Below are 13417 nucleotides of genomic sequence, written 5' to 3'. Positions count from 1 at the left end.
GTCATGGAAGCATTCACCACGCACACCGGCCGGGCCGTCCCGCTGCGCCGCGGCAACGTCGACACCGACCAGATCATCCCCGCCCACTGGCTCAAGAAGGTGACGCGGGACGGGTTCGAGGACGGACTCTTCGAGGCCTGGCGCAAGGACCCGTCGTTCGTCCTCAACCAGCCCGAGCGCCAGGGTGCGACCGTCCTGGTCGCCGGCCCCGACTTCGGTACCGGCTCCTCGCGCGAGCACGCGGTGTGGGCGCTGCAGAACTACGGCTTCAAGACCGTGATCTCCTCCCGCTTCGCCGACATCTTCCGCGGCAACTCGCTGAAGAACGGCCTGCTCACGGTGGTCATCGACCAGAAGATCGTGGACGCGCTGTGGGCGCTCACGGAGAAGGACCCCGAGGCGGAGATCACCGTCGACCTCGAGGCCCGCGAGGTGCGCGCCGAGGGCATCACCGCCTCCTTCGAGCTGGACGAGAACTCGCGCTGGCGGCTGCTGAACGGGCTGGACGACATCTCGATCACCCTCCGGAACGAGGCGGACATCGCCGCCTACGAGGCCGAGCGCCCGTCGTTCAAGCCGCAGACCCTCCAGGTCTGATCCGCGGCCGGCCCGGCCGCCCGCAAGGTCGAGTTTCGGCCACTCAACGCCCCCCTCCGTACCCCCGATCGGCCCGATCGGGGGTACGGCCGTGTCCGGGCCCGGTCAGGGCTCCGAGCCGTCGGCCGGACGCTCAACGTCCCACGTTACGGCTGTGATTGGTGGGGTACATGATGAGTGGAACCACGTACTCCGCCGGTACTCGTAAGGCTGTTTGGGGCGGCAGTTGCCCCCTGCGCAGGCGACAACTCGCCCCAGATGGCACAATCTGTGCATGGAACACGACGGCCAACTCGAGCTCTATGCGGCGGTCGCGGTCCGGCTGAAAGAAGCGCACACAAGAGTGCGCGCACTGCAAGTCCCGGAGGGCGTACGGATGGCGCTGACCCGGAAGCTGCTGGTCATTACGGCCGCGGCCAAACACGATCTCGCCGGTGCGGCAAGGCGTCTGGACCGGTTCATCGCGGACCTCGACGAGGGTCGGATCCCCGAAGAGGAACGCTGAACAGGCCGGGGTCGCCGAGTCCGTTGCGGCACAAGGGTGATTAGCCCGTTTCGTGTTTGATTTGCGGTATATATCTGCCTAACGTGCGAAAAGGCTTGAACGGATTCGTTCTGGCGATGTCTCCGAAGGGGAAGACGTGAACAAGGCGCAGCTCGTAGAAGCGATTGCCGACAAGCTGGGCGGCAGGCAGCAGGCCGCCGACGCTGTCGACGCGGTCCTGGACGCCCTCGTCCGTGCGGTGGTCGCGGGGGACCGGGTCTCGGTCACCGGCTTCGGTTCCTTCGAGAAGGTCGACCGTCCGGCCCGCTACGCCCGTAACCCCCAGACGGGCGAGAGGGTTCGGGTCAAGAAGACCTCCGTGCCGCGCTTCCGCGCGGGCCAGGGCTTCAAGGACCTGGTGAGCGGCTCGAAGAAGCTCCCGAAGAACGACATCGCGGTCAAGAAGGCCCCCAAGGGCAGCCTGTCCGGCCCGCCGCCCACCATCTCCAAGGCCGCGGGCAAGAAGGCCGCCGCCAAGAAGGCGACTGGTGCGGCGAAGAAGGCCACGGGCGCGGCGAAGAAGACCACCGCGGCGGCGAAGAAGACGACCGCCAAGAAGACCACGGGCGCGGCGAAGACGACGGCGGCGAAGAAGGCCCCGGCCAAGAAGTCCGCCGCCAAGACCACCACGGCCGCGGCGAAGAAGACGACCGCCAAGAAGGCGCCCGCGAAGAAGGCGACGGCCACGAAGGCCCCTGCCAAGAAGTCGACCGCCCGCAAGACCACCGCCAAGAAGACCACCGCCCGCAAGAAGTAGCGGGCGACGGGCACAGGGGCACACGCGCCGGGCCGGACTCCCTCGGGAGCCCGGCCCGCGGCCTGTCCGGGGACCGCTCGGTCTCCGGGGATCAGAAGGTGTGGAGCGTCACCAGCGTGATCCGGCGGTCCGCGCCCGTCCCCTCGGTCTCGACACGCACCCGCTGCCCGGGCCGCAGCAGCCTCAGGCCCCCCGCGTCGAACGCCGCGGCGTCGAAGGGCACAGGGGTGCCGTCGTCGAGCAGTACCTGCCCGCTGCGGCTGTCGGGGTCGTACGTGTATGCGGTCGCCTGCATGACCGCAGCCTACTGCCCGGCGATCAGCAACCGCGCCGCAACCGCGGCCGTACGCGGTCCCACGCCCAGGGACAGCGCGGCCCGCAGGTCGCCGCCCGTGTCGACGTCCTGCCGTACGGAATCCACCGCGTCGAGACGCAGTTCCACCGCCCCGGACGCGTGGTGGCGGGCCCGGGAATCCGGGCCGAAAGCGGGGGCCAATTCGCGGCCAGGTGCGGCGGTCAGCAGGGTCGTGCCGATTCCCGCCGCATCCGGCAGAAAGGCCCGCCGGAATTGCGCGGCCGCACCCAGTACCCGCGCCAATTCCTCCGTTCGCAAAGCGGGAAGATCGGCATTCAGCGCGGCCACCGGACTTTCGGGACGTGCCGCCCGTACGACCGCCGCTCCGTGCGCCAGGGCGGCGTTCAGACCGCCGCCCGGCTCGTCCGGAACGACCCGTGCGCCCAGCCCCGCCAGCTCGCGGCCCGCCCGGACGTCGTCCGTGACGACTGCCACATCCGCGACCGCCGGGCAGGCCAGCGCGGCCGCCACGGTGTCCTGCGCGAACGCCAGCGCGAGGTCCGGCCGCACTCCGTCGTCCGCGGTGTCGGCCAGTCTGCTCTTGGCCCGGGCGAGGGTCTTCACGGGCACGACCAAGGTCCACTGCACGGGCGTTCCGTCCTTCTCTCGTCGCCGCCATTGTCACCCGGGGGATCTGGCGGTTCACTCGCCGGGGCGTACGGTGTTCTCGACAGACGGGCGGCCCGGAGCGACACTTGTGCGGCCCCAGGCCCTGGAGGAAAGGTGTCAGCGTGCCCCGCCGCAGAATCGGCTTCTGGTACCGCTTCGCCGCGGTGATCTGCAAACCGCCGCTGGTGGTTCTGATCAAGCGGGACTGGCGGGGAATGGAGAACATGCCGGCCGACGGTGGATTTATCACCGCCGTGAACCACAATTCGCACGTCGACCCCTTCGCGTACGCGCACTACCAGTACAACACCGGTCGCGTGCCGCGATTCCTCGCCAAGAGCGGCCTCTTCAGGAAGGGGTTCGTCGGCGCCGCGATGCGCGGCACCGGGCAGATCCCCGTCTACCGCGAGAGCACGGACGCGCTCAGCGCCTTCCGGGCCGCGATCGACGCCGTGGAGCGCGGCGAGTGCGTCGCCTTCTACCCCGAGGGCACCCTCACCCGTGACCCCGACGGCTGGCCGATGACCGCCAAGACCGGTGCCGCGCGCGTCGCCCTGCAGACCAAGTGCCCGGTGATCCCCGTCGCGCAGTGGGGCTGCAACGAACTCCTGCCTCCGTACGCGAAGAAGCCCCACCTGCTGCCGCGCAAGACCCACCGCGTGCTGGCGGGCCCTCCGGTCGACCTGTCGCGCTTCTACGACAAGGAGATGACCGCGGAGCTGCTGAAGGAGGCCACGGAGGTCATCATGGCCGCCGTCACCCGCCAGCTCGAGGAGATCCGCGGCGAGAAGGCGCCCGAGACGCCCTACGACCCGCGCCGCGAGCGGATCGAGCAGCGGCGCCGGACGCAGGCACAGACGCAGGCACCGCAGGAACCGACGCGGACGCCGCAGGGGAAGCAGGCAGAAGGGCAGGGAACGTGAGCAAGCCCGTCAAGGCGGCCGTCTTCGGCACCGGATCGTGGGGCACCGCCTTCGGCACGGTCCTCGCCGACGCCGGATGCGACGTGACCCTGTGGGGGCGCCGCGCCGCACTCGCCGACGCCGTCAACTCCACCCGGACCAACCCGGACTACCTGCCCGGTGTCGAGCTTCCCGAGAACCTGCGGGCCACCACCGACGCCGCCGAGGCCGCGCACGACGCCGACTTCACCGTCCTCGCGGTCCCGTCCCAGACCCTGCGCGCCAACCTCGCCGACTGGTCGCCCCTGCTGGCGCCCGGCACCGTCCTGGTGTCGCTGATGAAGGGCGTCGAACTCGGCTCCGCGATGCGGATGAGCGAGGTCATCGAGGACGTCGCCAAGGTCGGCGCCGAGCGCATCGCCGTGGTCACCGGCCCCAACCTGGCCCGGGAGATCGCCGCCCGCATGCCGGCCGCCGCCGTGGTCGCCTGCCCGGACGAGGCCGTCGCCCAGCGGCTCCAGACCGCCTGCCACACCCCGTACTTCCGCCCGTACACCAACACCGACGTCGTCGGCTGCGAGCTCGGCGGCGCCGTGAAGAACGTGATCGGGCTGGCCGTCGGCATCGCGGACGGCATGGGCCTCGGCGACAACGCCAAGGGGTCGCTCATCACGCGCGGCCTCGCCGAGACCACGCGGCTCGGGGTCGCCCTCGGCGCCGACCCGCTGACCTTCTCCGGACTCGCCGGGCTCGGCGACCTGGTGGCGACGTGCTCCTCGCCGCTGTCCCGCAACCACACCTTCGGCACCAACCTCGGCAGGGGCATGACCCTGGAGGAGACCGTCGCCGTCACCAGGCAGACCGCCGAGGGCGTCAAGTCCTGCGAGTCGGTGCTGGATCTGGCCCGCCGGCACGGCGTCGACATGCCGATCACCGAGACGGTCGTCGCCATCGTGCACGAGGGCAAGTCCCCGGTGGTCGCGGTCAAGGAGCTGATGTCGCGCAGCGCGAAGCCCGAACGACGCTGAGCGACGCCGGACCGGCACCCGGGTGCACACCGCGCCACGCGGCCCCGCCGACGCTGACTCGCGGCCCCGGGGGCGGGTACTCTCAACGCGATATGAGCACCGAGAACCTCCCCCAGAGCCCCGAGCAGCCGTCTCGCAAACCGCGGGTGGCCGTCGTGTTCGGCGGGCGCAGCTCCGAACACGGGATCTCCGTGGTCACCGCCGGCGCCGTCCTCGCGGCCATCGACCGGACCAAGTACGACGTCCTGCCGATCGGCATCACCCAGGACGGCCGCTGGGCGCTCACCGCCGACGAGCCGGAGCGCATGGCGATCACCGAACGGCGCACCCCGAGCGTCGACCAGCTCGCCGAGTCGACCGAGGGCGCCGTGGTGCTCCCCGTCGACCCCGCCAACCGCGAAGTCGTCTACAGCGAACCCGGCTCCGTGCCCAAGGCGCTGGGCGAGGTCGACGTCGTCTTCCCGGTGCTGCACGGCCCCTACGGCGAGGACGGCACCCTGCAGGGCCTGCTGGAGCTGTCCGGCGTGCCGTACGTCGGCTCGGGCGTGCTCGCCTCGGCCGTCGGCCAGGACAAGGAGTACATGAAGGCGGTGTTCACCTCCTACGGGCTGAAGGTCGGCCCGTACGTGGTGATCCGGCCGCGCGAGTGGGAGCAGGACCGTTCCGGCGCCCGCCGGAAGATCGTGGACTTCGCCGGCGAGCACGGCTGGCCGCTGTTCGTGAAGCCCGCCCGCGCCGGTTCCTCCATCGGCATCACCAAGGTCGACGACCTCGCCGGACTCGACGAGGCGATCGAGGAGGCCCGCCGCCACGACCCGAAAATCCTGGTCGAGGCGACCCTGCGCGGCCGCGAGATCGAGTGCGGGGTGCTGGAGTTCGAGGACGGCCCCCGGGCGTCCGTCCCCGCCGAGATCCCGCCGCCCTCGGCGCACGCGTACTACGACTTCGAGGCCAAGTACATCGACTCCACGCCCGGCGTCGTGCCCGCCCCGCTGACGCCCGAGGAGACCGCCGAGGTCCGGCGGCTGGCCGTCGAGGCGTTCGACGCGGCCTCCTGCGAGGGGCTGGTGCGCGCGGACTTCTTCCTCACCGAGGACGGCGAGTTCGTGATCAACGAGATCAACACGATGCCCGGCTTCACGCCGATCTCGATGTACCCGAAGATGTGGGAGGCCACCGGCGTCGGCTACGCGGAGCTGGTGGACCGGCTGGTCCAGGCGGCGCTGCGGCGGTCCACGGGCCTGCGCTGACCCGCGGCGGACCCGGATGTCCTCAGAAGGCGATCCCCTCCGGGATCGCCTTCTTCACTGCCGGGGCGAGATCGACCAGCGGCGCCATCCCGCTTCCCGCCCGGTCCTCGGGGATGGTCACCTCGACGTACGCCTCACGCAGCGTCGTGGTGAACCGGAAGCCTCCGTCGTCCCGCTTGGTCAACTGCCAGCCCACGCCGTCGACCTCGACGCCGTCGGCCTCCGGATCGCTCATCTCCGCGGGCCGTTCCACCCCGCAGCGCAGTATGATCAGCGGGTTTCCCCAGCCCGCCGTCAGCGCGGAGGCGGGCTCGGGATCCTCACGGTTCAGGCCGTCCACCGTCGACGGCAGCGCCCTGTCCAGGTTCTGGCACAGCTCGGTGACCTTCGCGCCCGGGCTGGGAACCGCCGCCGGCACGCTGTCGTCTGCCGAGGAGCAGCCTGCGGCGGCGATCAGCAACGCGAGAGCGGGCAGGCGGAGGCGCCGGTGACGGTAGAAGTTCACCGGCCCAGCGTAGACGGGGGCTAGAGATGGACGACCGGGCAGGTCAGGGTGCGGGTGATGCCGTCCACTTGCTGGACCTTGGCCACCACCATGCGGCCCAGTTCGTCGACGGTGTCGGACTGGGCGCGGACAATGACGTCGTAAGGTCCCGTCACGTCCTCGGCCTGGATGACTCCAGGGAGCTTGCTGATCGTCTCGGCGACGGTCGACGCCTTGCCGACCTCCGTCTGGATCAGGATGTACGCCTGTACCACGAAACCTCCAGAGCGGCCACGAGGATCATGTGGGGAAAAGGAACGCCACGGTATCGCGTCGCCGCTCTCCGCGGGGAGACCCGCGGGACGCGAGCCCACGCGCCGGGGTGGTGTGATGACACACGTTGACGGCCACGCCGACCGTGACGACGGCCGTTCCGACCGTAACCAGGACCGGGACGGCGCGCGACCGGGCACGGACAGGGACAGAAGGGGACCAAGGCAATGAAGGGCACTGTTGGTGAGCTCGGCGAGTTCGGGCTCATCAGGGAGCTCACCTCCCGCCTCACCTCCACCCCGGCGGTGCGGGTCGGCCCGGGCGACGACGCCGCGGTGGTGGCCGCGCCCGACCGCCGGGTGGTGGCCAGCACCGACATCCTCGTCGAGGGGCGGCACTTCCGGCGCGACTGGTCCACCGCGTACGACGTGGGCCGCAAGGCGGCGGCGCAGAACCTCGCCGACATCGCCGCCATGGGCGCCGTGCCCACCGCGTTGCTGCTCGGCCTGGTGGTGCCGGCCGAACTCCCGGTGACCTGGCCGACCGAGCTGATGGACGGACTGCGCGACGAGTGCCAGGTCGCGGGCGCCTCCGTGGTCGGCGGGGACGTGGTGCGCGGCGACACCATCACCGTGTCCATCACCGCCCTCGGCGACCTGCGCAACCAGGAGCCCGTCACCCGGGGCGGCGCCCAGCCCGGCGACCTCGTCGCGGTGACCGGCTGGCTCGGCTGGTCCGCGGCCGGGTTCGCCGTGCTCTCCCGCGGCTTCCGCTCGCCGCGCGCCTTCGTCGAGGCCCACCGGCGCCCCGAGCCGCCGTACCACGCGGGCCCGGCCGCCGCGGGGCTCGGCGCCACCGCCATGTGCGACGTGAGCGACGGCCTGATCGCCGACCTGGGTCACATCGCGGAGGCCAGCAAGGTCAGGATCGACGTCCGCTCCGGGCAGATCGACATCCCGTCGCAGATGAACGACATCGGGCAGGCCGTCGGCGTCGACCCGATGCAGTGGGTGCTCACCGGGGGAGAGGACCACGCGATCGTGGCCACCTTCCCGCCCGACGTGAAGCTGCCCGCCCGCTGGAAGGTGATCGGCGAGGTCCTCAACCCCTCGGCGCTGCCCCAGGTGACCGTCGACGGGGCACCCTGGACCAGCCAGGGCGGCTGGGACCACTTCGGCGGGGAGACCGAGGCATGAGGCTCCCCCTGGTCCTCACCGTGGCCGGGTCCGACTCCGGCGGCGGCGCCGGCATCCAGGCCGACCTGAAGACGATGCTCGCCCTCGGCACGCACGGCATGAGCGTGCTCACCGCCGTCACCGCGCAGAACTCCCTCGGCGTGCAGGGCGCCTGGGAACTGCCCGTGGAGGCGGTCCGGGCCCAGTACCGCAGCGTCGTGGACGACATCGGCGTGCAGGCGGTCAAGACCGGGATGCTCTCCTCCGCCGAACTCGTCGAGACCGTCGCCGAGTTGATCTCCGGCACCGACGCCCCGGCCGTCGTCGACCCGGTCGGCGTCTCCAAGCACGGCGACCCGCTGCTCGCCGCCTCCGCCCTGGACTCCGTGCGCACCAGACTGCTGCCGGTGGCCACCGTCGCCACGCCCAATCTCGACGAGGTCGCGCAACTCACCGGGGTGCGCGTCGACTCCGACGCCGACCTGCGCCGGGCCGCCGCGGCCGTGCTGGAGTACGGCCCGCGATGGGTGCTGATCAAGGGAGGTCACCTGTCCGGCGACGCCGTGGACCTGCTCACGGACGGCTCCGAGGAGCACTGGCTGCGCGCCCCGCGCCTCGACAACCGGCACACGCACGGCACGGGCTGCACCCTCGCGTCGGCCGTCGCCTGCGGCCTGGCCAAGGGGCAGTCGGTGCCGGAGGCCGTGACGGCCGCGAAGTCCTACGTCACCGGCGCGATCGCGGCCGGATTCGCGCTCGGCGGTGGCATCGGCCCCGTGGACCACGGCTGGGAGCTCGGGCGGCCCACCGCCCCGGCGTGACGCCCAGGGCGGCACTCCGGGCAGGCCGGCCTCCGGGAGGCGGGCCGTGCCCGCGGCCGTGCTTCCCGCACCGGAACCCGGGCACGGCAAAAAGCCGGCCCACCGAAGTGGACCGGCTCAGTGCAGCGGACCGGACAGTGGCCGCGCGCTCAGCTGTAGCGTCAGCGCGAGACCTTGCCGGCCTTGATGCACGAGGTGCAAGCGTTCACGCGCTTCGGCGTCCCGCCGACCACGGTACGCACACGCTGGATGTTCGGGTTCCAGCGACGGGACGTACGGCGGTGCGAGTGCGAGATGTTGTTGCCGAAGCCCGGCCCCTTGCCGCAGACGTCGCAGTTGGCAGCCACGGGTCACTCCAAAGACTTCAGATGCACTTACGGTTGATCCCGGCATGCCGGGACAGGATCTCGAGCGCGAACGGTCCGTGATCTGAGTGGCGGTGCCAGGGGGAGAGCCCGATCGGATCGGGCAACCGGAGCAGCATACAACGGCTGCTCCAGCACAACGAAACTACCACGGCGGTGCAGCGGCCCGCCCCCGGGCCTCTTCCGGTGGGCACCCTCGCGGGGTCTACGCTGCCTGCCACGTCCAGCAGCTCAAGGAGGCGCAGGTGGCGCAGGTGCCGCAGAGGTTCTTCGACGCTCTGGCGGTGCGCACCTGGTGCGGCCTGTCGCTGCGCGCGCTGGGACGGGCGCGCGAGGAGATCGACGCGATCAACGTCTACCCGGTCGCGGACGGGGACACCGGCACGAACCTCTATCTGACCGTCGAGTCCGCCGTCGCCGCCGTGGAGGCCGTGTTCGCGGCGCACGAGGTCGGCCGGGTGCCGGCCGGACGGAACCCGGACCGGCCCGCGGACCCGGCGGGGACGGCCGGCGGACCCACGCTGGCGGACGCCGTCGGCGCCATGGCGCACGGGGCGCTGATCGGGGCCCGGGGCAATTCCGGGACCATCCTGGCCCAGCTGCTGCGCGGCCTGGCCCAGGTGCTCGGCGCGCACGGTGAGAACGCTCACACCGACGGCACGGGCCTGCGGCTGGCCCTGCGGCACGCGGCCGACTCCGCCCGGCAGGCCGTGGCCCACCCGGTCGAGGGCACCGTCCTCACGGTCGCCTCCGCCGCCGCCGACGCGGCCGGGAACGCCGAGGGCGACTGCGCGGCCGTGGCGCACGCCGCCTACGAGGGTGCCCGCGCGGCCCTCGCCGCGACCCCCGGACAGCTTCCGGTCCTGGAGCGCGCCGGAGTGGTCGACGCCGGGGGCCACGGCCTGGTGACCGTCCTCGCGGCCCTGGTCGAGACGTTCACCGGGCGGACACCGGTGCCGGGAGCGGCGGCGGGAGCGGTGGCGGGAGCGGTGGCCGTGCCGCACGCACGCGTGGAGCACACCGGCGGGGAGACCGCCGGGGAGTGCGCGGCGCCGGACGGCCCCGGGGACGGACCCGCCTTCGAGGTGATCTACCTCCTGGAGGCCGAGGACACCGCCGTGGCACGGCTGCGGCAGCGGCTCGACGCCCTCGGCGACTCGCTCGTCGTGGTCGGCGGCGACGGGCTGTGGAACGTCCACGTGCACGTCGACGACGCAGGCGCCGCCGTGGAGGCGGGCGTCGAGGCCGGACGGCCGTACCGGATCCGGATCACCCACTTCGGGGCCGGCGACGTGCACACCACCGGCACCGAGCGCCCGCCGCGGGAACGGGCCGAGCGCGCCGTGGTCGCCGTCGTGCCCGGCGAGGGCCTGGCCGGGCTGTACGCCGAGGCCGGCGCCACCACGGTGCTCGCGCGCCCCGGGGAGCCGCCCGCGAGCGGGGAGCTCGTCCAGGCCGTACGGCGGGCGCACGCGCGCGAGGTCGTGCTGCTGCCCAACGACGCCGAGCTGCGCCACACAGCGGCCGCGGCGGCCGAGCAGGCCCGCGCCGACGGCATCCGCGTCGCCCTGATCCCGACCCGCTCCGCGGTGCAGGGCATCGCCGCGCTCGCCGTGCACGAACCCGAGCGGCGCTTCGACGAGGACGTCGTGGCGATGACCTCGGCGGCCGGCGCCACCCGCTACGCCGAGGTCACCGTCGCCGAGCACCGGTCCTGGACGACTGCCGGCATCTGCCAGGCCGGCGACGTCCTCGGCCTCGTCGACGGGGACGTCGCCGTGATCGGCGCGGACGTCACGACCGTGGCGAGTACGGTGCTGGACCGCATGCTCGCGGCCGGCGGCGAACTGGTCACCCTGGTCGTCGGCGACGACGCCCCCGAGCCCCTCGCCGGACTCCTGGAGGCCCGCGTCCGCGAGGCCTACCTCGCCGTCGACACGGTCGTCTACCGGGGCGGCCGGCAGGGCGCGCCGCTCCTGATCGGCGTGGAGTAGCGCACCTCGCTCCGGCGGGGGTGGCCGGCGATGTCAGTGGCGTGGTGTGCAATGGATCTCGTGCCCGCACTGCAAGAACCCCTGAAGAAGGTGCTCGGCCCCGCCACCGCGAAGGTGATGGCCGAGCACCTCGGCCTGCACACCGTCGGCGACCTCCTCCACCACTACCCCCGCAGATACGAGGAGCGCGGCCAGCTCACCCACCTCGCCGACCTCCCCATGGACGAGCACGTCACGGTGGTCGCCCAGGTCGCGGACGCCCGCCTGCACACCTTCGCCTCCGCCAAGGCGCCGCGCGGCAAGGGACAGCGCCTCGAGGTGACCATCACGGACGGCAGCGGCCGCCTCCAGCTGGTCTTCTTCGGCAACGGCGTCCACAAGCCCCACAAGGAGCTCCTGCCGGGCACCCGGGCGATGTTCTCGGGCAAGGTCTCCGTCTTCAACCGCCGCCTGCAACTGGCCCACCCGGCATACGAGTTGCTGCGCGGCGACACCGACGGCGAAGAGACCGCCGAGTCCTGGGCGGGCGCCCTCATCCCGCTGTACCCGGCCACGGCCAAGCTGGAGTCCTGGAAGCTCGCCAAGGCCATCCAGACGGTCCTGCCCGGCGCACAGGAGGCCGTCGACCCCCTGCCGGACTCGCTGCGCGAGGGACGCGGCCTGGTCTCCCTGCCCGAGGCCCTCCTGAAGATCCACCGCCCGCACACCAAGGCGGACATCGAGGACGCCCGCGCCCGCCTGAAGTGGGACGAGGCCTTCGTCCTCCAGGTCGCCCTGGCCCGCCGCCGGCACGCCGAGACCCAACTGCCCGCGGTCCCGCGGAGACCGAAGCCGGACGGCCTGCTCAGCGCCTTCGACGACCGCCTCCCGTTCACCCTCACCGACGGCCAGCAGAAGGTCTCCCGCGAGATCTTCGACGACCTCGCCACCGACCACCCGATGCACCGGCTGCTCCAGGGCGAGGTGGGCAGCGGGAAGACGATGGTGGCCCTGCGCGCCATGCTCGCCGTCGTCGACGCGGGCGGTCAGGCCGTGATGCTGGCGCCCACCGAGGTGCTCGCCCAGCAGCACCACCGGTCGGTCGTCGAGATGATGGGCGAGCTGGCCGAGGGCGGCATGCTGGGCGGCGCCGATCACGCCACCAAGGTCGTGCTGCTCACCGGCTCGATGGGCGCCGCCGCCCGCCGCCACGCCCTGCTCGACCTGGCCACCGGCGAGGCCGGCATCGTCATCGGCACCCACGCCCTGATCGAGGACAAGGTGCAGTTCCACGACCTCGGCCTGGTCGTCGTCGACGAACAGCACCGCTTCGGCGTCGAGCAGCGCGACGCCCTGCGCGGCAAGGGGAAGCAGCCTCCGCACCTGCTCGTCATGACCGCCACGCCCATCCCGCGCACCGTCGCCATGACCGTCTTCGGCGACCTCGAGACCTCCGTCCTGGACCAGCTCCCGGCCGGCCGCTCCCCGATCGCCAGCCATGTCGTCCCGGCCGCCGACAAGCCGCACTTCCTGGCCCGAGCCTGGGAGCGGGTCCGCGAGGAGGTGTCGAACGGCCACCAGGCGTACGTCGTCTGCCCGCGCATCGGCGACGAGGAGGACGGCGCCGGGAAGAAGCAGGGGCCGCCGGAGGGCGACGCCGACAGGCGTCCGCCGCTCGCCGTCCTCGACATCGCCGAGCAGCTCGCGAAGGGACCGCTGCAGGGACTCGGGGTCGAGGTGCTGCACGGACGCATGCAGCCCGACGACAAGGACGCCGTCATGCGCCGCTTCGCCGCCGGCGAGACCGACGTCCTGGTCGCCACGACCGTCATCGAGGTCGGCGTCAACGTCCCGAACGCCACCGCGATGGTGATCATGGACGCCGACCGCTTCGGTGTCTCCCAGCTCCACCAGCTGCGCGGCCGCGTCGGCCGCGGCTCCGCCCCCGGCCTGTGCCTGCTGGTCACCGAGATGCCCGAGGCGAGCACGGCCCGCCAGCGGCTCAACGCCGTCGCCGGCACCCTCGACGGCTTCGAGCTCTCCCGCATCGACCTCGAACAGCGCCGCGAGGGCGACGTCCTCGGCCAGGCCCAGTCCGGCGCCCGCACCTCCCTGCGCGTCCTCGCCGTCATCGAGGACGAGGAGATCATCGCCGAGGCGAGGCAGGAGGCGGCGGCGGTGGTGGCCGCCGACCCGGAACTCACCGGCCTGCCCGGCCTGCGAACGGCCCTCGACGCCCTCCTCGACGAGGAGCGGGAGCAGTACCTGGAAAAGGGATGAACAT

Annotated in this window: 15 protein-coding genes; 10 read left to right on the top strand and 5 right to left on the bottom strand. The window is 72.3% G+C overall.

Features of this window, described 5'->3' with window-relative positions:
* Positions 1 to 3 precede the first annotated feature (3 nt).
* From leuD to ACFWJB_RS17095, 3 genes are all read left to right on the top strand, one after another.
* Entirely contained in the window at positions 4 to 597 is a 594-nt protein-coding gene (gene leuD, locus ACFWJB_RS17105; protein ID WP_385464684.1) for a 3-isopropylmalate dehydratase small subunit, read from the top strand.
* Positions 598 to 871: 274 nt separating this feature from the next.
* Entirely contained in the window at positions 872 to 1102 is a 231-nt protein-coding gene (locus tag ACFWJB_RS17100; protein WP_385464681.1) for a hypothetical protein, read from the top strand.
* 136 nt (positions 1103 to 1238) lie between these two features.
* A complete protein-coding gene (locus ACFWJB_RS17095; protein ID WP_385464677.1) occupies positions 1239 to 1898 on the top strand; it encodes an HU family DNA-binding protein in 660 nt (219 codons plus the stop codon).
* A 91-nt stretch (positions 1899 to 1989) separates the two neighbouring features.
* On the opposite strand, the gene ACFWJB_RS17090 is transcribed toward ACFWJB_RS17095, so the two are convergent.
* Both ACFWJB_RS17090 and cofC read right to left on the bottom strand, forming a co-directional pair.
* Complete coding sequence (locus tag ACFWJB_RS17090; RefSeq protein WP_225638673.1) at positions 1990 to 2193, bottom strand: hypothetical protein; 204 nt, start codon at positions 2191 to 2193, stop codon at positions 1990 to 1992.
* Positions 2194 to 2202: 9 nt separating this feature from the next.
* Entirely contained in the window at positions 2203 to 2841 is a 639-nt protein-coding gene (gene cofC / locus ACFWJB_RS17085) for a 2-phospho-L-lactate guanylyltransferase (protein ID WP_386923050.1), read from the bottom strand.
* Positions 2842 to 2984: 143 nt separating this feature from the next.
* Here cofC and ACFWJB_RS17080 point away from each other — a divergent pair, with 143 nt between their 5' ends.
* The 3 genes from ACFWJB_RS17080 (at position 2985) to ACFWJB_RS17070 (ending at position 6042) form a co-directional block, all read left to right on the top strand.
* Complete coding sequence (locus ACFWJB_RS17080) at positions 2985 to 3785, top strand: lysophospholipid acyltransferase family protein (protein WP_385464670.1); 801 nt, start codon at positions 2985 to 2987, stop codon at positions 3783 to 3785.
* A complete protein-coding gene (locus ACFWJB_RS17075) occupies positions 3782 to 4792 on the top strand; it encodes an NAD(P)H-dependent glycerol-3-phosphate dehydrogenase (RefSeq protein WP_386923048.1) in 1011 nt (336 codons plus the stop codon). The genes ACFWJB_RS17080 and ACFWJB_RS17075 overlap by 4 nt, the downstream gene beginning before the upstream one ends.
* 92 nt (positions 4793 to 4884) lie before the next feature.
* Positions 4885 to 6042: a D-alanine--D-alanine ligase family protein gene (locus ACFWJB_RS17070; protein WP_385464664.1), complete on the top strand. Its 1158-nt coding sequence runs from the start codon at positions 4885 to 4887 to the stop codon at positions 6040 to 6042.
* A 22-nt stretch (positions 6043 to 6064) separates the two neighbouring features.
* On the opposite strand, the gene ACFWJB_RS17065 is transcribed toward ACFWJB_RS17070, so the two are convergent.
* Both ACFWJB_RS17065 and ACFWJB_RS17060 read right to left on the bottom strand, forming a co-directional pair.
* Entirely contained in the window at positions 6065 to 6547 is a 483-nt protein-coding gene (locus tag ACFWJB_RS17065; protein ID WP_385464661.1) for a DUF3515 domain-containing protein, read from the bottom strand.
* A gap of 20 nt (positions 6548 to 6567) precedes the next feature.
* Positions 6568 to 6801 (bottom strand): Lrp/AsnC family transcriptional regulator, encoded by a 234-nt coding sequence (locus ACFWJB_RS17060; protein WP_003973433.1) that lies wholly within the window; start codon positions 6799 to 6801, stop codon positions 6568 to 6570.
* A gap of 225 nt (positions 6802 to 7026) precedes the next feature.
* Between ACFWJB_RS17060 and ACFWJB_RS17055 the strand changes: the two genes are divergently transcribed.
* Entirely contained in the window at positions 7027 to 7995 is a 969-nt protein-coding gene (locus tag ACFWJB_RS17055; RefSeq protein WP_385464658.1) for a thiamine-phosphate kinase, read from the top strand.
* Positions 7992 to 8795: a bifunctional hydroxymethylpyrimidine kinase/phosphomethylpyrimidine kinase gene (gene thiD, locus ACFWJB_RS17050; protein WP_386923045.1), complete on the top strand. Its 804-nt coding sequence runs from the start codon at positions 7992 to 7994 to the stop codon at positions 8793 to 8795. Before ACFWJB_RS17055 ends, thiD begins: the two co-directional genes overlap by 4 nt.
* A 161-nt stretch (positions 8796 to 8956) precedes the next feature.
* Here the strand turns inward: thiD and rpmB are convergent, their stop codons facing one another.
* Positions 8957 to 9142 (bottom strand): 50S ribosomal protein L28, encoded by a 186-nt coding sequence (gene rpmB / locus ACFWJB_RS17045; RefSeq protein ID WP_003993230.1) that lies wholly within the window; start codon positions 9140 to 9142, stop codon positions 8957 to 8959.
* Positions 9143 to 9405: 263 nt separating this feature from the next.
* Here rpmB and ACFWJB_RS17040 point away from each other — a divergent pair, with 263 nt between their 5' ends.
* Together ACFWJB_RS17040 and recG are read left to right on the top strand one after the other, a co-directional pair.
* Positions 9406 to 11154 carry a DAK2 domain-containing protein gene (locus ACFWJB_RS17040; RefSeq protein WP_386923043.1) on the top strand — a complete coding sequence of 583 codons (1749 nt, stop codon included), beginning with the start codon at positions 9406 to 9408 and terminating at the stop codon, positions 11152 to 11154.
* Positions 11155 to 11205: 51 nt separating this feature from the next.
* The gene (gene recG / locus ACFWJB_RS17035; protein WP_385464649.1) at positions 11206 to 13413 is read left to right on the top strand and encodes an ATP-dependent DNA helicase RecG; all 2208 of its coding nucleotides are present in this window, start codon (positions 11206 to 11208) and stop codon (positions 13411 to 13413) included.
* Positions 13414 to 13417: the final 4 nt, after the last annotated feature.

Origin of the sequence: Streptomyces sp. NPDC127100, from assembly GCF_042724095.1 — a bacterium.
Classification (GTDB): Bacteria; Actinomycetota; Actinomycetes; order Streptomycetales; family Streptomycetaceae; genus Streptomyces.
This window is presented reverse-complemented; position numbering and strand designations above follow the sequence as displayed.